This window comes from Nordella sp. HKS 07, from assembly GCF_011046735.1.
GTDB lineage: Bacteria > Pseudomonadota > Alphaproteobacteria > Rhizobiales > Aestuariivirgaceae > Taklimakanibacter.
On record NZ_CP049258.1, the window covers coordinates 5158219 to 5178725 of the forward strand.

Annotated in this window: 21 protein-coding genes and 2 pseudogenes; 13 read left to right on the forward strand and 10 right to left on the reverse strand. The window is 56.5% G+C overall.

Annotation, left to right across the window (positions count from 1 at the left end; translation table 11 throughout):
* The first annotated feature begins 997 nt into the window (after positions 1-997).
* Both G5V57_RS24205 and G5V57_RS24210 read left to right on the forward strand, forming a co-directional pair.
* A complete protein-coding gene (locus tag G5V57_RS24205; protein WP_165170177.1) occupies positions 998-1276 on the forward strand; it encodes a hypothetical protein in 279 nt (92 codons plus the stop codon).
* 165 nt (positions 1277-1441) lie between these two features.
* Entirely contained in the window at positions 1442-1825 is a 384-nt protein-coding gene (locus tag G5V57_RS24210) for a hypothetical protein (protein WP_165170179.1), read from the forward strand.
* A gap of 118 nt (positions 1826-1943) precedes the next feature.
* Here G5V57_RS24210 and G5V57_RS24215 read toward each other — a convergent pair whose 3' ends face one another.
* A complete protein-coding gene (locus G5V57_RS24215) occupies positions 1944-2120 on the reverse strand; it encodes a hypothetical protein (RefSeq protein WP_165170181.1) in 177 nt (58 codons plus the stop codon).
* An 83-nt stretch (positions 2121-2203) separates the two neighbouring features.
* On the opposite strand from G5V57_RS24215, the gene G5V57_RS24220 reads away from it, so the two are divergent.
* The 5 genes and pseudogenes from G5V57_RS24220 to G5V57_RS24235 all read left to right on the forward strand — a co-directional run bounded on the left by G5V57_RS24220 (position 2204) and on the right by G5V57_RS24235 (position 4546).
* Positions 2204-2410 (forward strand): hypothetical protein, encoded by a 207-nt coding sequence (locus G5V57_RS24220; RefSeq protein ID WP_165170183.1) that lies wholly within the window; start codon positions 2204-2206, stop codon positions 2408-2410.
* 34 nt (positions 2411-2444) lie between these two features.
* Positions 2445-2597, forward strand: coding sequence for a hypothetical protein (locus G5V57_RS24225; RefSeq protein ID WP_165170185.1), 153 nt, complete (start codon positions 2445-2447; stop codon positions 2595-2597).
* Positions 2598-2672: 75 nt separating this feature from the next.
* Positions 2673-2891 carry a hypothetical protein gene (locus tag G5V57_RS24230; RefSeq protein WP_165170187.1) on the forward strand — a complete coding sequence of 73 codons (219 nt, stop codon included), beginning with the start codon at positions 2673-2675 and terminating at the stop codon, positions 2889-2891.
* A 289-nt stretch (positions 2892-3180) separates the two neighbouring features.
* Positions 3181-3425, forward strand: a pseudogene (locus tag G5V57_RS34545) (SOS response-associated peptidase family protein); the annotation flags it as partial.
* A 644-nt stretch (positions 3426-4069) separates the two neighbouring features.
* Positions 4070-4546: a hypothetical protein gene (locus G5V57_RS24235; protein WP_165170189.1), complete on the forward strand. Its 477-nt coding sequence runs from the start codon at positions 4070-4072 to the stop codon at positions 4544-4546.
* 276 nt (positions 4547-4822) lie between these two features.
* Here G5V57_RS24235 and G5V57_RS24240 read toward each other — a convergent pair whose 3' ends face one another.
* Together G5V57_RS24240 and G5V57_RS24245 are read right to left on the reverse strand one after the other, a co-directional pair.
* Positions 4823-5026 (reverse strand): CsbD family protein, encoded by a 204-nt coding sequence (locus tag G5V57_RS24240; protein ID WP_165170191.1) that lies wholly within the window; start codon positions 5024-5026, stop codon positions 4823-4825.
* Between the two features lie 1002 nt (positions 5027-6028).
* Positions 6029-6232: a hypothetical protein gene (locus G5V57_RS24245; RefSeq protein WP_165170193.1), complete on the reverse strand. Its 204-nt coding sequence runs from the start codon at positions 6230-6232 to the stop codon at positions 6029-6031.
* A gap of 297 nt (positions 6233-6529) precedes the next feature.
* Between G5V57_RS24245 and G5V57_RS24250 the strand changes: the two genes are divergently transcribed.
* Positions 6530-6808 carry a hypothetical protein gene (locus G5V57_RS24250; RefSeq protein ID WP_165170195.1) on the forward strand — a complete coding sequence of 93 codons (279 nt, stop codon included), beginning with the start codon at positions 6530-6532 and terminating at the stop codon, positions 6806-6808.
* A gap of 843 nt (positions 6809-7651) precedes the next feature.
* Positions 7652-7996 carry a hypothetical protein gene (locus G5V57_RS24255; protein WP_165170197.1) on the forward strand — a complete coding sequence of 115 codons (345 nt, stop codon included), beginning with the start codon at positions 7652-7654 and terminating at the stop codon, positions 7994-7996.
* 1104 nt (positions 7997-9100) lie between these two features.
* On the opposite strand, the gene G5V57_RS24260 is transcribed toward G5V57_RS24255, so the two are convergent.
* From G5V57_RS24260 to G5V57_RS24270, 3 genes are all read right to left on the reverse strand, one after another.
* Positions 9101-9742 carry a hypothetical protein gene (locus G5V57_RS24260; protein ID WP_165170199.1) on the reverse strand — a complete coding sequence of 214 codons (642 nt, stop codon included), beginning with the start codon at positions 9740-9742 and terminating at the stop codon, positions 9101-9103.
* A gap of 1060 nt (positions 9743-10802) precedes the next feature.
* Complete coding sequence (locus G5V57_RS24265; protein ID WP_256378599.1) at positions 10803-11294, reverse strand: thermonuclease family protein; 492 nt, start codon at positions 11292-11294, stop codon at positions 10803-10805.
* Positions 11295-11761: 467 nt separating this feature from the next.
* Complete coding sequence (locus G5V57_RS24270) at positions 11762-11935, reverse strand: hypothetical protein (protein ID WP_165170203.1); 174 nt, start codon at positions 11933-11935, stop codon at positions 11762-11764.
* Between the two features lie 310 nt (positions 11936-12245).
* On the opposite strand from G5V57_RS24270, the gene G5V57_RS24275 reads away from it, so the two are divergent.
* The 4 genes from G5V57_RS24275 to G5V57_RS24290 all read left to right on the forward strand — a co-directional run bounded on the left by G5V57_RS24275 (position 12246) and on the right by G5V57_RS24290 (position 16070).
* A complete protein-coding gene (locus G5V57_RS24275; protein WP_165170205.1) occupies positions 12246-12584 on the forward strand; it encodes a hypothetical protein in 339 nt (112 codons plus the stop codon).
* A 496-nt stretch (positions 12585-13080) separates the two neighbouring features.
* Complete coding sequence (locus G5V57_RS24280) at positions 13081-13512, forward strand: hypothetical protein (RefSeq protein ID WP_165170207.1); 432 nt, start codon at positions 13081-13083, stop codon at positions 13510-13512.
* 51 nt (positions 13513-13563) lie between these two features.
* Complete coding sequence (locus G5V57_RS24285) at positions 13564-13878, forward strand: DUF982 domain-containing protein (protein WP_165170209.1); 315 nt, start codon at positions 13564-13566, stop codon at positions 13876-13878.
* 656 nt (positions 13879-14534) lie between these two features.
* Positions 14535-16070: a toll/interleukin-1 receptor domain-containing protein gene (locus G5V57_RS24290; protein ID WP_165170211.1), complete on the forward strand. Its 1536-nt coding sequence runs from the start codon at positions 14535-14537 to the stop codon at positions 16068-16070.
* Positions 16071-16271: 201 nt separating this feature from the next.
* Here G5V57_RS24290 and G5V57_RS24295 read toward each other — a convergent pair whose 3' ends face one another.
* From G5V57_RS24295 to G5V57_RS24310, 4 genes and pseudogenes are all read right to left on the reverse strand, one after another.
* Positions 16272-16688, reverse strand: coding sequence for a class I SAM-dependent methyltransferase (locus G5V57_RS24295; protein ID WP_165170213.1), 417 nt, complete (start codon positions 16686-16688; stop codon positions 16272-16274).
* A 594-nt stretch (positions 16689-17282) separates the two neighbouring features.
* The gene (locus G5V57_RS24300) at positions 17283-17477 is read right to left on the reverse strand and encodes an SDR family oxidoreductase (protein WP_165174243.1); all 195 of its coding nucleotides are present in this window, start codon (positions 17475-17477) and stop codon (positions 17283-17285) included.
* 451 nt (positions 17478-17928) lie between these two features.
* Positions 17929-19392, reverse strand: a complete 1464-nt coding sequence (locus G5V57_RS24305) for a hypothetical protein (protein ID WP_165170215.1) — start codon at positions 19390-19392, stop codon at positions 17929-17931.
* Between the two features lie 693 nt (positions 19393-20085).
* Positions 20086-20382 (reverse strand): annotated as a pseudogene (locus tag G5V57_RS24310) (transposase); the annotation flags it as partial.
* Positions 20383-20507 lie beyond the last annotated feature (125 nt).

A 20507-nucleotide genomic window follows, 5' to 3' on the forward strand; every position in this document is an offset into this window, starting at 1 on the left:
TTTCGATGCCGGCGTTGCCCTCTTCCTGACAAGCGGCCATGTCGCCACACACCCTACACCTTTCGCCAATATAGCGCAGAGGTGGAATTAAAATACTGCCAAATCATAATTGGCGACCTCCGCTGCGCCCCCCGTCCTCTCTCCCTCAGAGCGGCCCTAGCCCTCTCCCTGTCATTGTTGGCAGGATGGGGGGATGCGGCCCGCCTTTAGTGTTTCGCGCACTGGAAAAATTGCGTCATGATGGATTGTTTGTTGCTTAGGGCTAGTGTGAGTTCGGTGTCGATGGGCTCGAGGGCCATCGCAGGACCGGATATGAAATGGCTCTCTCCTTGCAGACGGTGAGGACCTTTTTTGTGTCGAGGATTACGACATTCTCATTACGCCGCAGGCCGGGGTCTGGAATGCATCCGTCGACGTTGCAAAAGTAGGTTTTCGGATTCTTGCACATGATGGGTTCGGCTTGGGCGCTAGCTGCTATGAAAAGAGTCGATGTCGCGATGCTGATAATCAGCGCTGTGCGAGCCAGTTGCGTGAACATCTTCTCGTCCATTTGGGCGAGAACATAGGTGTCGGGCGATTTGGATAGTGTCCAAGAGAAAACCCCACCCCGTGGTGACGGAGCGGGGTCTCCTTGATGCGTCCGCCCACGAGAAGGGCAGGGGCGAGCGGACGTATCCAATCGGCGGGCAGGATAGATAGCCCCTCCTAATCAGAATTGCTTAGGGCAGTCTGCCAAATGCTTGCGATTTGACGCCACTACGGCCCTGGCCTAGCCCTCTCCCTGCCTTCAGTGGCAGGATGTCTGGATGGCGACCTTTAAAGACTAAGTCGAAGTGCCTGACCGGCCGTGGAACCGGGCGGTGACGGTGACGGTCGTCGCACCGAAGATGCCCTCTCGGGCACGTCTCGAAAAGCTGGCTCAGGAAGTTTGGAAGTCCCGCGACGAGAAGATCACGGTAGGTTCGCTGACGGTCAAGGTTGAGGCGTTTGGGAGAGGATGATGGTCACAAAGGAACAGACAGCGGCAATTGACCAACGTGTGGCGGAAGCCAGACAAAGAGCTGTGCCTACCGGAGAATACTTGACGGTCGCTGACCTGATCGAAAAGTTGAGCAAGTTTCCGCCGGAGATGAAAGTGAGCATCTTGGATGCCGACACCGGATATGTGATGCCGGTGAGTTACATCGGCACCGATCCCGACAATGAATATCCGGATCATGTCACTCTGGGCGGCGACTACGTTGACTCGCTTGGGAAAGATGCGTTCGGCCGATAGAAACAAAAAAGCCCGGCCTCCGTGAGGGGACCGGGCTTCCGGCATAGTCTCGCGCGGGATGTGCCGGATCAGGTGGCGGCCTTGCTAACAATTTGTCGGAGCCAAAGTCCAAATAGCCATCTGCAAGGCATGCAGGTATGCTGCTGCTTCTTTGTGGGAGGGCTGATGATGTTGCGGCGATCAGCTGGTGACTTTGGAGTTGTGGTGTTGTCCGCCGTCTTGATCGGGACCGGCGCTGTTAGCGCGACCGCACAGTCGGTAACGATCGGTGGTGGCTACATAACTGGCAATGAGTACCAACAGCTGCGTGAAGCGGAGAAGATTGTCTACGCGGCGGGGCTAGTGGATGGGATGTTGGGCGCACCGCTTTTTGGCGCACCAGACAGCGGCAGAGTCGCGCGGCTTGACGCCTGTATCAAGAATAAGTCAGCGGAGCAGATAGCTGCCATCCTTTCTAAGGACCTCCAAGAGAATCCAGAACTTTGGCACTTAGGAGTGAATGTCCCCGCCTATAACGCCTTGAATAAGGTGTGCGACCTAAAGGATTGATCATGCCGACGCCGCAAAGTGCTCCCTGGAAAAAGCTGTCTACTGAACAGCGGACCCAAAATCCGACTTGAATGGATAAACAGCTATGACGGACCACAAATGCAATTGCCACAGCGACCTAAAACACCCCTTTGTCAATGGCCTCACCTGTCGTCGCGTCTGCAGGCAGGAATTGAGCCAGCGCTTCTTGCGTCGGTCCAAACCAGCAGCTTGCGATCGCAATCCCCATCGCGATGCGAAACCCCCCGAGAAAAAGAGTGAGGAATGCAACAATCCGAGCCAGCTGCGTGAACATTTCTCTACTCCATTTGGGCGAGAATACCGGTGTCGACGTTGGCACACTAGTCTGGCAGGATATGGGTGCGACAGGAGCGACAGATGACAACCTTTTCCATTTTGAGCGGTAGATTTGTCCGCACCTCTAATGGGTGGCTGGTTGAGGGCGACGACCTTCAGGCCCGCGTCAATGGCCCGATCCTCAAGCGCAACGTTTCCGGCCATGCGCTCATGGTGGATGACAAGCCCTTTGCGCTCTACAAAACTCTTGGGGAGGCGCAACAGGCGCTGCGCCGGGCGACCGCGTGACTTTTTCCAGCGGCCGGAGGAGGATGGCCGCCCCATGGACCTCGTCAAGGAACTGGAGAAGATCGAGAAACGGAAGCTCGCCGCGGCGATCGAGGAGATCCGCGCCGTCCTGTGGCGCCCCAAGCAGACCCTTCCCCAGGCTCGCCACGAAATCGCGCTGATCCTGAAAGACCTTAAGGAAGACTGACCCGAGACGGCACGATGTCGAGGCGGTCCGCGACAGTCGGTTGATCACGTTCCCGCTCAATGGCAAAAGTGTGGGATGGACAAGACCACTCTTCTCACCCTTTTCACCGAAGCCCGGCGGCGAGCTGAGGCCGGCGACCTGGATATTATGGCCCAATACGAAATCATCAGGGAACTCGAAAAGCAAGGCCTCCCTTCCGAGAAGGCGCGCGCCATCCTCGCTAGACTGATTGAGGCGCAGGACATTGATCTGGCGGAAATGGAACGGCTGCTCGATGTAATGGATCAGGGGTGAACGAGAACCCTAAGCCGTGCGGCGCCCACCCTGTAACCGGCCGGCGCAGGATGGAAGCAAGTCCTTCGATGCCCATGAAAGCCCTGCGATTGGCCAGTTAAAACTTAATTGACCCGAGTGGAACATCCGTCGAGGGAAAGTATTGACAGGGCGAAAGTTGTTCCAATCTCATATGCCCTTTTATGTTTGTTTCGAAACACCGGGCTACGAGGTGACTGTACATCGCGCGAATTGCTCATTTTGCCAGTATGGAATCTTCCAGCCAAATATAAGCAGCCACCTCTCTTGGAAGGCGGAGAACCGCTGCCTGGTGCCGTGACAAGTTTTTCTGAATACGCGCCAGAGCCCGACCCGGTGACGAAGAAAAAGGATGTCGTCTGGTTTGCTCTGAGCCACAACCCGCCGCCCTTTGCCCTTGCCGGCATCTGGCGCCCTTGGAATGGTGTGAGGGGCACGAAGAAGGCTCCCGTTGAGGGCGAGCACCTGCTCTATTCGTTCCTGACTACAGAGGCCAATGAGGTCGTCGAGCCAATCCGTCTACACATTCCGCGGTAGGCATAACGGCAATTCTTATGTCATATACGTAAATTCGCGCAACGGCCGGATGTGGCGTGAAGGCTGAGATAACTATGCCGGCGAGATCGATCAGTGAAATGGAACCTTCTTGTTAAGCGGGCGTTTATGTAATGCCTCCACACCCCCTATGGAGGTGAACTACCCAATCCAACTCTCGACCCGCTTCGGCGGGTTTTCTTTTGCCGGCGGTCGGCGCAGGGTATTTCCGAGATCGCCATGAAGCGTGTGACGTGGTCCTAGCCCGTCGGGTCGCGGAGGCCTTCCGCCCGGCGGGCACCTTGAAACATAGCCCCGGCTTCGCGCTCAACTCGGCGCCCGGAACCATTTAAGAGCACCCGCATTACGAAGATGGCCGTGATTGCGCTCAATTCATGGCCATTTAGCCCGTCGGGCTGCGGATCGCCTCCCGGCCCGACGGGCGCCTCTAATGTGCAATAATAGGCTGGGAAGACAATGAGGATCGTCGATCCGGGCCGTCTTTATGCACAGGCTGGCTGGGAAAGTTAGCCGAAACTCCGCACCACTTTTCTCCACGGAATGATCAATTTTGAACACGCATGAGTCTCGCTCGTATGCCAGTATTTGGCATCGAGGAGGCGCGGATGAAGAACGCTTACAATTATTACGATTTTAAAGAATTGGCTCTGCTTGCGCAGGTCGTGGATCGGGCTTGTGAGGCGGTTGGGGGTTGTGATGAGGTGGCCAAGGCAACTATAGCATCACGCACAATTGCATATGCCGACGGGGGCGAGCGCGACTTCGAAAAATTGCTCGGATTCGTGTTAGGTGGTGCCGGACAAACAAACAGCCATGGCGCCCGTTCCCAACCTTGCCGGGATCAGGCCGCGGAAACGATCGTTGCCCGGCCTCCTGCAGGAGTGGTCCAATCGCGGAAAATGGGTCCCAAAATGGAGCGGCTTGAAAAGCAGATCCGGCGCGCGAAGAAATTTGCGCAACACAATAGCGGCCCTGTCGCTGATTTGTATCTTTTCCATGCAGCCATTTGCGAAGAAAATCGCGACGCATTTCGGCAAAAGTCGCATCGTCGTCGCGCGACCGGAGCCTCTCGGCGTCCGTAACATTTTCAGATTCCTGCTCTATGCAGGAGCAAGGAGCCCGCCAGGCCAGCCCCGTCAGCGTTCCAAAGAGCGCGGATCAATATTGGCGAGCGTCGCACGATGTGCGACGCCCAGATGCCGGCGCCGCATCCCGGCAGCCACCGACGGGTCCGTCGGTACAGATTCCCCGTAACGGCGGACCTCGCGGCTCCTGCTCCGCGACTGACCCGGGACTACTTCAACGCAAAAAAAGCCCGGCACCTTTCGGCGGCCGGGCCTAGAATTAGAATTTGGCAGCTACCAGCGTTGATCGCTGTACCAAGCGTCAAGGTCCTTTCTGACCTGATCCTTCGCAATTCCATAGCGCTCTTGAATCTTACCTTCGAGTTGATCACGGCGACCATTTATGACGTCAAGATCATCGTCCGTGAGTTTGCCCCATTTCTCTTTGACTTTGCCCTTCACCTGTTTCCAGTTACCCTCAACGCGGTTCCAATCCATATTGGCCTCCTGAAAAAATTACTCCGCAATGTAACGTGTGCATGGTGGAATCGTTCCGCTCACCAAACGGGTTTTGCGTGGAGCATTCCGGCCCGATGTCAGCGCTTCTCGCGCCAGTCGCGTCGCTTGCCCTGAGCGTTCTCTCTGGCGGGCTGATCTACGCTTGGCTCAAGGATACGGCGCGCGCCAGACATGCGCGACAATGGTTTCCCAAGGAGCGGGCAGGTTTGGGGATTATTTCAGAGGCGCGCATAACTATGACATTGGCGCTCGGCGAATGATGTGCGACACTTTAGGTTGCCGGGCCCGAATCCGGCAGCGCTCCCACCACGGCGCCCGTCGGCAAGCTTGCCCCCAAACCCTAAGCCGACGGGCTTCGCGCTCAACTCGACCCCCGGAACCACTTACGAGCACCCGAATTACGAAGATAGCCATGAAGTGCAACATGGCCATCTAGCCCGTCGGGCTACGGATTGCCTCCCAGTCCGGCGGGCGCCCTACATTGCCGAAATGACCGCCGCATCCAACGAACGGAATATTTTAACATTGCATTTCGATGTGGCCTGTCCCCCCGGCAGGCAGCCCAAGGCCCGTCAAGTGATCACTTCGCTACTACCCAGTCCCTGGCGGGTCACTATGCGTGGGGAGTTGGCGTCGGCGCTATACTACGCCCGCGAGAATGGTGAGACGCCGGTCGCGCGCTAGGTCGAGATCATCGAGGGAATAGTTGGCCGGATTCACTGCCTGGAATGTGACGGGTCAGGCCTATGGCCGTATCACCCGGACGGGGTGACGAGGGTCTGCACGGACTGCAAGGGGACGGGGAGCGTGTTCGTTTCGGTCTAGCTATGGCAATTAACCGCACCTAACCTATGACATTGGCGGATGTCCGGGTGCATGCAATCTTCATGCACCGGAAGCCCCCGCCGGCGTCGTTTGCACTGCATGTCAAATGGGCGCCCCCGATGATCGGACGACCGTTGGGCGACACAAAGGCGCGGCTCATTTCTTTCTCTCCCTCTCGATAAATTCATCCAAGTCGAAGCAATCAACCGTGTGCCAGTTGCGAGCCTCGGACTCGAGCCAATGGTCGGGATTGCCGAGATCCTCATCGTCATGACTATCGGCGCGGCTATCAGCCATCTCCTTGAGGGTCAGCCGCTCTGCTTCCTCGCAGTCTCCTCGACGATCGTCCCGCTTGCGCACTCGGGCCAGTTATCACAGGTTTTAGTGACGTAGAAGCGGGCATGTTCTGTCTCAAATGCAAAACGCTCGCTATGTTTCGAATATAGTGAGCGCTCAGCGGTGCTCTCTTGGCAATTGCGGCTTGCGCTGCTTGGACGTAGCGGCAAGTAGCTGAAACTTGTTTCAGTTTTGACGCGGCGTTATTCTGCGAGTTCCAACGAATAGTGCAACTTGTCGTATTTTCGCTGCATTGTTTCGCACACTTGAGGTTGTGGGACGGCTCACTGAGTCAGAAAATCATCTGACAGAGGAGAAGCTATGAAGAAGACTATTCTCGCCGGTGCAGCGGTATTGGCATTGTTCGCAGCGATTCAGCCCGCTCTCGCCGATGGCCGTGGACCTGGCGGTGACAGCGGCATCAACAGTGGCGGAGCCCCTGATGGCCGTGGCAGCAACGGCGGCGCGCCCGACGGCCGTGGCTCTGGCGGTGACAGCGGCATCGGGGGTGGCGGTGAGGGCGGCGGTGGAACGCCAACACCAACACCCGGCGAGGGCAGCGGTGGCGGACAGGATTCGGGCAGCGGCGGCGGCAACTAAGCACCGTATTAACAAGGCCTCCCTTAGGGGAGGCCTTTCTAGCTTCAGTTAGGCCTCGCCAGCCGACATGATCAAGATCGTGGCGCGCGGGACGAGCAAAGAGGATTAGCCGGGAGAATCGAGTGTTCGCGTTTGCGCGAGGAGGATCACAACTAGCGTTTTTCTGGGAGAAATGGAAAGCAGTATACCCTGATGTCACTAGCTGGTCGGGCCTCATCGTTCTCCAGAACAACCAGCCACTGCGCACAAGCGGCTTGGGTGGTCTCAACCACCGTGACTTGGCAGTGCGGGGAGATTAAGTTTCCGCAAATCATGATGAGGGCGAGCATTGGTTCCATAGCATCCGTAAGCCTCGCATCATTTCTTCCAAACGCCTAGAGCGGCGCCTCTGGGTCCTCCTTCTGCGCCATGAACTCTTCGGAAGTCTTGTCCCGTTCCCGTTTTGTCCAGCGTTCCTCGCCTTCAATGGCAGAGGAACTTTTTAAGCGGTGGAAAGTTCCGAGTTCCGTAGCCGACGAACCCCCTCGGCACCACAGCCGCCGGCGCTCAGTCCACACCGCACCGCACATCGTAGCGCCGGCGGACCATTTCAAAAGCAAAAGCCAGCCCCAGAATATTCCTGTCGCAATATGGGAACATCCCGAGCCTTTCGGGCATTTCCTGTTGCCTGTCGCAAAACAGGTACGCCCTAAAAGCCCGTCAGAGATGCGACCGTTCGCGCATTCTCTGGCGGGCTGATCTTGCGGCTCAGCTGGGACGTGGAACGCAGTCGTAACATTTCGTGGAACCAGGGCATTGCAAGCGTCGTTCTTTACTCAGAATGGCATTTCATGGAGGTATGTTATGTTCCGCAATACCCTGCTTGCTTGTGGTATCGCCCTTCCACTCGGCCTGATCGGCATGGCACCTGCGATGGCAGGCGACGTCGAAATTTATTTGGGCGATGGCCAGTTGGGCTATGGCGATGGCTATGGCTATGGCGATGGCTATGGCGATCGCCAGGTCAACTATGGCGGTGGCCGATTGAGCTGCGGTGAGGCCGCGCAGATCGTGCGCGAAGCCGGCTACAGCAAGGTCAGGCCCCGCGAGTGCGATGGCCGTGTCTATACATTCCGCGGTAGGCACAACGGCAATTCTTTTGTCATATACGTAAATTCACGCAACGGGCGGATGTGGCGTGAAGGCTGAGATAGCCGTGCCCGAGGAGAATGGCGAGACGCCAGTAAGGCGCCCAGTAACGCGCCAAGCCGAGATCGTGACAGAAGGCGCCGGCCGGATCAGGTGGCTGGAATGCGATGGCTCAAGGATGGCTCAGGCTTGGCGCTATCATCTGCCCGGCAAAGCGAGGCGGCGCCCGGATTGCAAGGGGACTGGGCGGGTGTTCGTTTCGTTAAAGCCACTTCGTTAGAGGCTCACGTAACTGTATGGGCGGGTGACTGAGAACATGCTATTCTTTGGCGCCGGCTCCCACCGGCACAGCAACGGCCGGCGTCACCCGCACTGCACATGCTGGCGCCGGCGGAGCATTTAAAATGCAAAAGCTGCCCCTTGGATTCCCAAATCGCACCAAGTCGCAGCACCGGAACATCCCGACCTTTCGGTATTGCCTCTTGCCTGCCCTGCGGCAGGTAGCCCCAAGGCCCGCCAGGCGATCATTTCGCTATGCCCAGTCCCTGGCGGGCCACCGTCCATGGGAATCACCGGCGTCGGCAATGAAAACCCAGATGACCGTGTATGCGGGGGAGAATGGCGAGACGCCACTCGTCCGCCAGGTCGTTATCGTGGCAGAAGGCGCCGGCTGGATTGGGTGCCTGGAATGTGACGGGTCGGAGCTATGGCCCGATCATCTTGACAGGGTTACGAGGACCTGCGCTGACTGCAAGGGGAGCGGGCCGGTCTTCGTCTCGACCTAGCTACGGCAATTAACCGCCCTTAACCTATGACATTGGCGGATGACCGGGTGCATGCAATCCTGATGCACCGGCAACCCCCGCCGGCACAGCACCCGCCGGCGTTCACCAGAACTGCACATAATGGCGCCGGCGGACCACTCAAAACAAAAGCCCAGGTCGGACGCACGGAAGCTGCGAAACGCTTGACCGCAAGGACTAGTCTTGCAGCGCAAGTTGTAAGCACGCTTGATTGGGGGGACAAGGTTTCCGACGGAGACGGTGGAGAGATCACCTTATTTTAGCGAGAAAGCCTCGCCGGCGCTGGTGTTCCGGGACAAGGTTTTCCCTTGGCCCCCCCCGTCCAGAAAGGCCGGGGGAGTTTGTTGTTCAGGGCGTCATCTTACGGTTTGTTGCCGCCATGGCCGTTGCTGGAACCATTGCCACCGCCATTCGAACCATTGCCACCGCCGGGCGATCCATCCGCATCCGTTCCATCTCCATTATTGGAGTGGCCAGGATTGGAAGAGTCATTGCCATCGGGATCATTTCCATGGCCGTTGTTTCCATGGTTGCTGCCACCCTGGTTGCTGCCACTCTGGTTGCTGCCACTCTGGTTGCTGCCACTCGGGTTGCTGCCACCCGGGTTGCTGCCACTCGGGTTGCTGCCACTCGGGTTGCTGCCACTCGGGTTGCTGCCACCCGGGTTGCTGCCACTCGGGCTACTGCCACCCTGGTCGCTGCCCAGCGCGGTCTGATTGGAACCGCCGGTATCACCGGGTGCCGAACCTACATTGCCGTGTGTCTTGTGCGACGAGGTCCGGCTTCCGAGGCCAGAGAGACTCGCGCGATGTTCATCGGGGCGGCTGTGGGAAGATTCACAGTTTTTTCTCCACAGAAAAGTCCGGCACTCGTGCTTTGCTGTACCGAAACCGGAGTTGTGGTGCTGCTTCGATTGGCCCGCATAAGCACTGGAGGAAAACAACGCTGCGACCGTCAAAGCGGCCGCGAGGGTCGTTGTGGTGGTTCGCAACAAGCGTTTCATTTTCAGGTTCCTTTCAGGTTTTCCGACGCCGCTTAGATGGGGAGCCTGGGGAGGGGGCGCTTGCTCTTGGCTGCCATTTACACACGATGTTGTGCCAAGAGCGCCTTGCTCAGCGCTGTTAGGCGCAGCCTGAGGGCATGGCTGGCCCTCGCAGGTCTTCAACCAAACAAAAAAGGCCCTGCGGATATCACCGGCAGGACCTTACGAATGGCGGGGGCTATTGTTCGAGCAGCCTTAAAACGAAGAGACCCCGCGGGTTTGGCAGAAGTCTCCCCGTAGGGGATCGTTCTGTCCAGTATAGTGCCTGGTCAAACCGACCCGTAGGGGACCGTTCTAGCCATGATACTGCATGGCTAAACCGACCCGTTCTGTTCGTTTACGGGAACCTGAGCCAGGTGCCGAAGAAGATTTCGAGACTGTCCTCGTCGTCAGCATCGACGACGCCAAGCACAGCGACCGGTAGAAGTGGGCCGGGGGCGTCCAGATCAACCGGGCGACTGCCGACCTGCGCACGGCACCGACAAGAACGACTAATAGAGTGGGAATAAGTTAGCGGACGACAACAGTCTAGTAATATGTTACGGCGCGGAAGCGAGAAGGCATTTGCGGAGGCACAAAATGGTGCGCCTAACTGTTTCGCTTGTCGCTCTATCTTGCTGTGGCGTTGCGCACGCAGAATTTCAAACCCGTCATGGTAATTGGGTGGAGCAGATCACGATAAGGGATGAGCGGGCCAAAGAGTATACTTTCCCCCTGGCGGAGGCGGGTGATCCCGCTACATGTGCTAGAGGCGTTTTAGAACTCGCTGAAAAGGCTTTAAAGAGCAACGGATATGTCTGGACAGACCCGGGACATTCCCTCGTCGGTTGGGAGCCAAACGATATAGCAGTGTTGAAGCACGAAGTCGAAAGCATCGCTTGTGTGTTTAAGCGGCTTCCGCAATAAGCGGTCGAGGAATTATGATCCACCAGCCGGCGTCACCTCGCATAAGGTCTCCAGTGGTGGTGCTGGCTTGGTCGCGGTGCATGCCCCACTATATCAGGCGTTTTCCGCCCAGCCATCACCGATACGGCGCCCGCCATCCGGCAGCCTTCGCCTCGGCTTCGGTGCAAAACCACCTTTCGCCCTTCGAAGTGTCTATCCGCGTCTTGGCATAACTCTTCGACCACGGAGCGTGGTAGATCCGCTCGCCCTTGTCGTTGATGTTGCCCTTGATCGGACAGCCCTCTGAGCTGATCTGCGCTGTAGTTGCCCAGCGCCTGGCGCGATACTCCCACGGAGGTTGCGTCTTCGACTGCCAGATGCCGACTTTGCCGCGCCGTGGTTGCATTTCCAGCGCAATGTAGTCCGGCGAATACTTGACAAACGCCCAGGCGAGGCCCGAGGCCACGAGTCTGGCGCCCACGTCCGGCACCTCATCGGTGGAGCAACGGGCGATCAGCCGGCCGTTTTGGTCTCTCTTATGGCCCACACAGGTCACTGCCTTGCCGTCGGTCATAGCCGCCAGGGCGTCGATCGCGCCCCCGAAACAGTCCCAAGTGCCAGCTGGCACCGTTGCGCGGTCTCAGGCGCTTCAATGCCATCGTCCCTCTTCTCACGAGTGGGCGACTTCACATATTCGTAGCCTTGAGCCTTCCGGTTGACGAATAGACCGCTCGATAGCATTGCCGATGGCGTATCCCAACATGGCATCGGCGACGGAACGAGACGGTCCAACTGCCACAAAGGATGAGTCGATGCCCATCGAGGCTGCCTCACAGCGCGGAAACTCTTTCGGGGTGCCGCGCACGCCTGCGTGCATAGCCTTTTTCGATGGTTCTTTTGAACCTCGCTTGCGGTCCCTGCCATCGACCGCCGACTGAATGTGGCGTCCGGTAGAAACCCCGCTCTTCTGGCTCACACCGGTAGTGCGACGACGTGGGGGCATTTGCAAACCTCAGAAGCTTGGGATTCGTGGACCGTGCAGAAACATAAAGAGCCCCTTCGTTTGAAGGGGCTCCGCTGCACGCATCACTTGTTCTAGCCGCTCGGAGTGCGGTCGTCGTCTTCATAATCAGGATGTCTGAGGTTCGGATTCTGCTGCTGCTGACCGGGGTTCTTCGTTCCGCCGCCTTGCTGCTCCTGGCCGGGCCGCTGCCCCGGATTCCCTTGCTGTTGCTGATTCCGATCACGGTTGTCTTGATCGCGATTCATGGAGTGCTCCTGTCTAGAAGGTTGACTAGTGGCAACCCTTCATGGGCCGGATGGTTCCTCCCGACCAAACAGGTCTCTGCAGTTCCAATTCCGTTCGCTGATTGTCTTTCTTCCGCGCCACGGATCAACAACTTCTATCGAGCGTCAAGCGACCAGGCTACCCACCGAAAAGCCCGTTACAAGGGCCTTCTGACAACTCCTTTGCCTTGCGCCAGGTGAGTTCTGAACTTGGGATCGCTTACCCAAAGGTTTTCCGGCCGCAGCCCGAATATGTCCAGATATTGCGCGAGGCCGCCAAGATCACCGAGAGTTGGGGGGCGAACTACGGCTTCTCTATATTCCGCAGGCTGCCCGTTATGGCGGAATGATCTCACACGAGTTCGTCTATGACTCATTGCGCAATCGCGTCCTGAAGGCTGCGGCGGAAGCCGGCGTGGAAGTCATCGATCTTGCGGAAATGTTCAAGAAACGAGAGGATGTCCAAAGTCTGTACGCCTCTGATTGGCATTTCAGCGAAGAGGGGGCGCGTGTTGCGGCACAGGCAATCATCAATTCGAGTAAAAATACCTCCCTGAGTGGATCGCTACGCCTGCTGCATATTCAATGGGCATGGACTGCTTACTCCCTTCCGCTAGCATCCGGTGGGTAGGGTGGACTAGGGGCCGGTTAGGATATGGAGTGCACCATACCCCTCACCTATCTGCCCCCTCCCTCGCTAGCGCATCGAGAGGGGGACCGCACCCACGAGGCAAACCCCAAGTCAAAATGTAATGAGAGCCTGGGCTCTCCAAGCGTTGGCGCAAGAGGCGGCCATCAGACCAGGCAGGACGCCGAAGCGCGACGACTTCACCCTGTCGGTTGAGTTTCTCAAGCGGCGTTGATCATAGACGATCATCTTGCAATCATCCTGCGCGAGGCGGCCTTGGCGCATCCAGCGTCGGCGCAGGCGAGCGCGATAAGCCGACCGAAGAGGAAGGGGTGGCGATTGTCAAAACCTTCGTCAAGCTCTCGAAGCTCCGAGACGAACTGTAGGATCGGCACAGGCGGGCCTCCGCAGCAATGGTTTGCTGGCCTAGGCTCGCGAAGCTCTATCAAGCGGCAATGCCTTCCGCTTTTCTCGCGTGTCATGAAGCAACTCACTTGGTATGAGCACTTCACGCATGCCGCGGGTCTCGCCGTCATGGGTGACCGTCGCCGCCGAGCGTGTCTCCGATCCCGAGACCCAGGTCGGACTGCGCGCAGTCGCCAAGGCCATCAACGGGCACACCGAGGCGAGTGTCGACAAGGTGTTGACCGAGATCACATGGATCCCCTCGGCGTCGATTTCCGCGATAGGCTTCCTCGCCATGGAGCGCGCCGAACTCCTTGAGCACTTGGCGACCGCTAGGCGATACGCCGAAAGGGGAGAGGTGCTTGTCCAAGCTCAAAGGCGCATCGCGGACCAGCTTGCAGCGGCAGGTCAGGACGACGCTGAAGCCCGGCGGATAGTGACACTCTTCGAGCACACCCAGCAGAACCATCTTGACCACGTCGAGCGCTTGCTCCGTTTGTTCGACACATTGCCGACGGACGGCTGACCCTGACATAGTCGGCCCATGAAATGGTTTTCGCATCCTCCGGCGTGCGTCATGGACTGGGCCAAGCCGGGCATGGTCCGACAAGTCAACAACCTTGAGATGGCAGCCGCCGAACTCCTCAAATGGCCGAGGAGCGCCAAGGGTGATGGCACCGCGAGGCTGGTGACTGAAGCACATGCGGGCAAGGCTGAGCCCGAAGCGGCAAAGAAAGCCTTCGAAGCGGCGGCGAGGGAGGCTCGCGTCTGGCTGCCGCAGTGTCTGACCGGGCTTCCAAACCTGCTCGCGGTCCTGCTCACCTGGCTGAGGCTTCTCTTGCGTCTCCTCCTGATCGCGCTCTTGCCTCAGCCGCGATCCGCATTCACGTGAAAACACGATGTTCACGGTCGACTAAACCTTCAGCGTCCGAGCCCCCCGACCTTCGCCGTCATGTCGCGCCAATCCCGCAAACGTGACCGGCGCTTGAAACATTCTGTTCACGGGAGTGGGAGATGCGAAGCTCATTCGAGGTGGAGCGGGAAGCCGCGCCGGAACGGGGCGATGAAGAATGGTAGGTGCCGAATGCATCGCGGCAAGGCAAAGGGCTCTCCAAAAGGTAACCGAAACGCCTGGAAGCATGGGAATTATGCAACAAAGGAGAAAACGCGCCGCATTGCTATGAACGTTCTCCTATGGTACCTTTATGCCCACGGGATACATCTGGTTCTGCGATGTGATCATCCACAAGCAACCATCGCTAGCTTGGTGTTACCGTTTGTCATTGTGATTTTTACCACAGCGCTCGTCAGAATCCCGCCTTATGATTCATCAGGTTCACAGTCTTGAGATGGAGACTGTCACACATAAGCATGCGGCAAGTCTCACCATATTCCAATCAAAGGCTCATAGCTCGATAGGGCGTTGAGAAATTGGAGTGAGGCCCGCGAGCCTCGCAAGGCTGAAAGAATTGTGCCGAGAAGGTATCAGAGCCTCATGCCCCAGATTCGTTATGACATCGGACATCTGGCTGGCTCGGGAGGAACGTCATGCCATTTTCCAACACCGCTGCTTTGAATATCTTTTTTAGTTATGCCTCGGAAGACGAGACGGTAGCCGACGCGCTCGCTACCACTCTGCGACAGGTATTTTTGCACGAGATTGAGATCACCAAAATGAGCGAGTTTCCGAGTGGGCTGAATTGGCGGAAGATTATAGACGACAGCATAGAGCGAACAGATATTCTGATCGCCATTGCGACCGGACGATTGAAACCAAGTCATTCCTTTACCGGTGTTGAAATCGGTAGCTTCTCCTTTTCCTTGCGATCAAAACCCACAATGGAAAGATGGCCCTCCCTGAACCGTCGTATGATTCCATTTGCTGTATTAGCCCGGATACCGGGTACCCTAGATGAGTTCCAGGGTGTGGACATTGATCCGACGCATCTGCGGGATGTTAGGTTCGATCCGACCGACCTCACGTCAAATCTTGAAAACCTATCTAATAGGCACGCAAGAAACTCTCCAGATAATATGATTTTTCGGCTGCTTGGCGATATTGAGGATGTTATTCATGCCTGCGGAATAGGTACGGTAGGCAGAACTGTAAGCCTCGAAGGAAGAATCGAACAGCTGCGCGCACATTCAGTGAATCTTTGCACGAGGCTTTTTGAGCTCATGCTTAACAGAGAAAAGTCGGTAGTCATTCCAAAAAGCAAACTCGTCATTACCGTCAAAGGTGATGAAGCCATTTCAATCGAGGATGCCACGCTAAGAATTGAGGGGCCCTGCAACGAAGCTTTTGGTCTTGAGGAAGGATTGTCCGGACCAATTACCTGGGCTCAATTTACGTCCAAGGCCCAGGGCGAAGATATTCGCTTTGCCTGGCACGAAGCCTTCACAGCATTGATGGGGGCCGCGAAGAAGAGCAATTTTATCGAGAATAACATGATTTTATCCTTCGACAGGCAAAAGAGCTTTCGGATATTCACATCAAGAATCGCCAATTTTTACAGCAATGCGACTGAATTTGAGGTTTATATAGTCGAGATATTGCAGGGAAAGGACTATGGCGACCCCAAAACTACACTGCTATTGAAAGCTATGGAAATAGGATTGCAATATCGATTCATGTTTCTTGAGAAGGATCAAAGTGAATTTTCACCTATTGTATTTAGAGCCGTTACGAAACAAAAGATGAAGAAGAAAGTACTTGATTTGCTCAATGGTTTGAATCTTCTACTGCAAAAGTCTCAACAATATGGATTGAATGAGTCAAAAAATATTATACTAATAATGAAGGATGCGTCATCAGAATTGGATACCCTATTTCAGATATGGGATAGAGAGCAGACGGCGCTCTACAGCGCCGCTACAACAATACTAAACATCAAAGACGTTTCTGAATCAGACAAGGCGACCTTCATTCGAACACTGGAATCATTTTGTGAACATACAAACGCAATGAACAAGAGTTACACCTCTTCGGTGCTAGGCTTGTTGCAAGATAAAATCAAAGGGGACGAAGCCTCGCTACGACGAGAAATGGCAGTCGGAGAAATGCCCGTGAGGCTTCACGCTTAAGCACAGGATCATACCTGGCCAAATTCGAGACGGAACGGCAAGCCGTGCCGGAACGGCGCGATGAGGAACGGTAGGTGCCTGATGCACGACGGCAATGCGACCGGCGCACCGAAATGCAGCCCGGAATGCATGGAAGCATGGGAATTATTCAGTGGTCGAGAAGGTACGACGCGCGTTAATCCTCTCCCTCTTGTTGCGTAGCTAGAAGTCGAACCGGAAAGTATCCCTCACAAAAGACATGTTCTTTTCCGGCACGCCCGCATTGCCGAACCGCTCCACGACGTTGGACTCAACACCCCAGGTTATCGGGCTGATAAAGCCTTCAGGGGGCGGCGGCGTATAGGCGGCGCTTATTTCCAGAATCTGCGCAACGAGCGTGGGGTCACTCGGTATCCAATTCCCCATAACAATTCGGCCGCCGGGTCGGGTCACACTCGCCATCTCCTTGGCGACATCAAATGGCCTCGGCGCGAGCATGCTCCAAAAAAAAAAAAAAACGCTAACCACGAGGTCGAAGGTATTGTCCGGCAACGAGGCCAAATCAGTGGCATGGCCTTCTTCAAACCCCGTTTTCCACCCCCGATCGCTGGGGTTTCTTCGAAGAGAAAACCTCGTCATGGAGCGAACGGCGACATGGCGAAGTTTATCATTCTCCGCAACGGCTAATCAAGGTCCGCTTTACCGAAGGTACATTTTTTCCGCTAAGGTAGTGCCGTCCGCCTTAGAGCGGGCGGAACCCAAGAGCCCCGTCCATGGAACGCCCTCCCTTGGGCGGGGTTTCTCGTCTCGTCTGGAGACGGCCGCTTGGCGGACGGGCTAGGAGTCAAATTTTTTTGCTATGTGAATGAAATGCCTTGTGCAGCGTTGGTAAATTCCAGCCTATCCCCGCAATTATACCAACGCCAACAAGACAGGCCGCCAGAAAGCAATAAGGCGAAATCATCCTTTTGATCGCCGCCAGTTGCCTATCCTACGGTCACCATCTCCATTTTCGGCGGGATCGTATTATGAGGATCGAAGCACTTGTCTCAATCGAAGACGCTTCATGCATTCGACCAGTGAACTCTGAGAAACACCGCACGTGGCATTTCTCGCACATTTGGGGATTGGATCAAGGGACAGCTCCCAACATTGAAGCCGACTTGGGGCGGACGTTGCAGAGATTGGTGCATTTGTAGCGCCCTTGATGTTGATCGCCGATTCACCCATTGACTAAGCTGCCGTACTGCCGCCATCGACCGACATCATAGCGCCCGTCATAAAGGAGGAATCGTCCGAAGCGAGAAACAGCACCGCCTTGGCGATCTTGTCGGGATTCGCGATGCGGCCAAGCGAAATCTCCGCAGCGAGTTGCTCCTTGGTCAACCCGCGGTACGCAAGGCCGGCGGCCGTCGTGGGCGTGTCGATTTCGCCAGGGCAGCCCGGCTGCTGCGGAGCAAATCAACCGTAGTGCAGCACAATCGTTGCCGACGGAGCGGGTTCGCCTGGTTCGCCGGTTAATGGCTCGACACTTTGTGCAATACCTGTTCCGCGTATTCGTGATGCTTTGCAATGGCATACGTATTTGATTGGGCCGAGGGGCAGATGCCGGGGATCTTGCAAAACCGACGATTTGTGAGGATGATCCGACCGTCTCCGGACTGCTTGTGCGGTTGAAATGAAGGCGCGGTTCACTATCGCAGATTTACACCGGCTCACCCATCGCGCGTCGGTTGCCTTGCTAGTCGCAGATGATCTCGTCGTGAATCGACGTCACGACTGGGAAGCCGGCGGCCTCAAGTCGCAGCATCGCATCCGCCAACAGGTCACGCCCCATTCGATAGCGGGTCCCGATAACCTCGCGGTCGACCCAAATCTACTAACTTCGTTCTCCCGAACTGTTTTTCAGCTTACGAATCTTCGCTACCTTGAGTTTTGTCGTGGCCTTGAGCTGAGAAGGTTTTTTTGCGTTGATTTGGGGATTGTGAGGCTTGGGGGCTGGGGAGCGGATGGGGTCGAGGGCGCGGAGCGCGTCCGCGGCGTGGCGCATGAGGCTGGTGAGGGCGGTGGCCTGGGTAAGGCTGCGAATACCGGTGTCGGGAATCGTGGAGGCTTCGGTGTGGGCGATGACCTGCTGCATGATCTGCATGAGCGGTCCGTGGGGCGGTATGCGCACTACGTGACCGTTCTGAACGTAGAAGTTTATACCTTCGTCTACGAGAGGGCCAAGCTCAAACGGCCGCTGGTGAGGGCCTGGTGGTTTAGCGGCCGCCCGATATGAGAGGCGCACGGTGGCCGTGCGCGCAGAGTTGTCGATAGCGATGACTTCGCAGCGGTAGAGAGGGCTGAACTGATGCGCGTCGTCACCGACCTGGAAAGGTTCTCCAACCTTTTGCGGGTGTGCGCCAAACGGCGAGAAGAGCGCGACCGAGGCGGGAGAACCCATGACATAAGAAACATTGTCGGCGAACCGGTGAACGAGGATACCGCCGCCACCCTGAAGCCCAGCGTCCCATAATTCCGCAACGCGAAACTCTACGAGGTAGGGACCAAGCTCAGCGGCGAGGTATCCGCGCAGATCCCGGCGATGAAGCGGGCGGAGCACGACATCCTGAGTTCCGAAATGTTCAAACAGAGGCTTCCATACGCGGTTTTCGTTGAGCCAGCCACGCGAGCGCATGTTCCAGGCATTCATGCCTGGACCGACGAACGAGTAGTTGGGGTTGGGGGTGGAAAAGGTCCCTCCGACGTTGGTGCTCATGATGTCCCAGATATCCTTGTATTCCTGGCTGGAACCGTCGGCGCGGGAGTGGTCAAGGCCATAACCGTGTCCCATCTCCTGCCCAAGGAGCGAGGGCCAGAGCGATGCGGTGTCGCAGACGGCGGCCATGCCGCCAGTGACACCGAAGAGGTCCATCCTGCCGGAGAAGGAGTAGACGATGCCCTCGTAGTCACCGACGGGAACCTTATTATCGAGGGCGGTCTGATATCCGAGGGTCATGAGGCCGTTGCGGTTGAACTTTCCTTTGGGGACATCCTTGTCGGCGATATTGCCGGCGTAGTCGCTGCGGTTTGCGTTGATGGTCATCCAATCGAAGACCTTGGACGCTGAGAGATCGAGTTGGCCGTGAGAGACGTCTGAGAAGAACTCGGGGACGTTGAGGGTGCCTGCGCCTTTGCCGGTGAAAAGGCGCTCATAGAAATCGAGTGTGGGAGTGGAAGGTTTTGGCTCGTTGTTGAATTTCAGGAGCAGAATGGCCCACTTGCTGGGACGGCTCGTAACAGCGTGAAATGAATAGTCCAGCGAGATTTCTTTGCGTAACATCTGAAAAATGTCAGGCATGTGTGCTACTCCTCTAGCTGTGTCGAAAAAAAAATCAACCGCACAAAAATATTATGCCATCATGATTGTAGAATTGCATCAGCAGAATGTAATCCATCGAGCTACCAGCGAGTTCTTCTGTCCCCAGCTTAAAACGAACATTGTGCGATTATTTTCTTCGCCTACCCCACGTCGCGCAAGATCGGCGGCTGATGTTGCTCCGCCTAAAGATGAATATATCGGCAGGCTACCAAGCGCATTCACAATTGCCGAAGCGAATCCTGATGACGATGTATCCCACGTAGGCCGATCGGATTAAGTTGAGTGCCGTGCAGCACGAGCGCTCGTGGGACGAGGTATGAAGGCGCACAGTGCAGGATAAAATATTAGAACACCCATCTCGTTGAAATCGCTAGGTTCATGGTTAGCGAGGAAGAGGGCGTATCTCGCATGCTGGTGCTCTTTTCACTTGTCAGGCGGAAAAATCCAAATTGGGGAAAGAATGATTTTTTGGAAACCGACATTGGTGTCCTGCAGGTCGAGTGAAGCAATGCAACAACGCTCGGGTTGAGCACGGGCTGTGATGTTTGGCGGCAGATATCCCTGATCGACCCACAGATTCTCCGATACTGTTTTTAAGCGCAACGAGACTCCCGCTCACAAGCTCCCGAGCATTTGTCAAACAGTACGTTTAGAAAGTCGATTGTGGGGGCAGAAGAACTCCTCGCCGCAAAAATACTGGAAGTAGGGGTTCTCCACCCAGCGCGCGCACAGCTCCTCATCGGAGAGATCGAAGGTATGCTTGAGGATCGCAAGTCCAGCCATCAGCCGGGTCGGTAGAGGCGGCATGCCGGGGCCGTCGCTGTAGCCCTCGCCGCATCTCTCTTCGATGAAGCGCCATGTGATCGCCTTTGCCAGCCTCACCAACTCGTGCTCCATGTTGATGATCTGATCGAGCCGTGAGCGGAACAGATCCTGCTCACCCTTCTCGCGACGTTCCCGCGGCTTCATGGCGCGATCCCCCTCGGTCTATTGCCCTCAGCCCGAGAGAATCACGCTTCGCTGAGTCAGGAATCCCCAATCGAATTTGCAAGAAAATCCGGCTTTCCAGCCCACATTCTGGCAGATCGGATAAC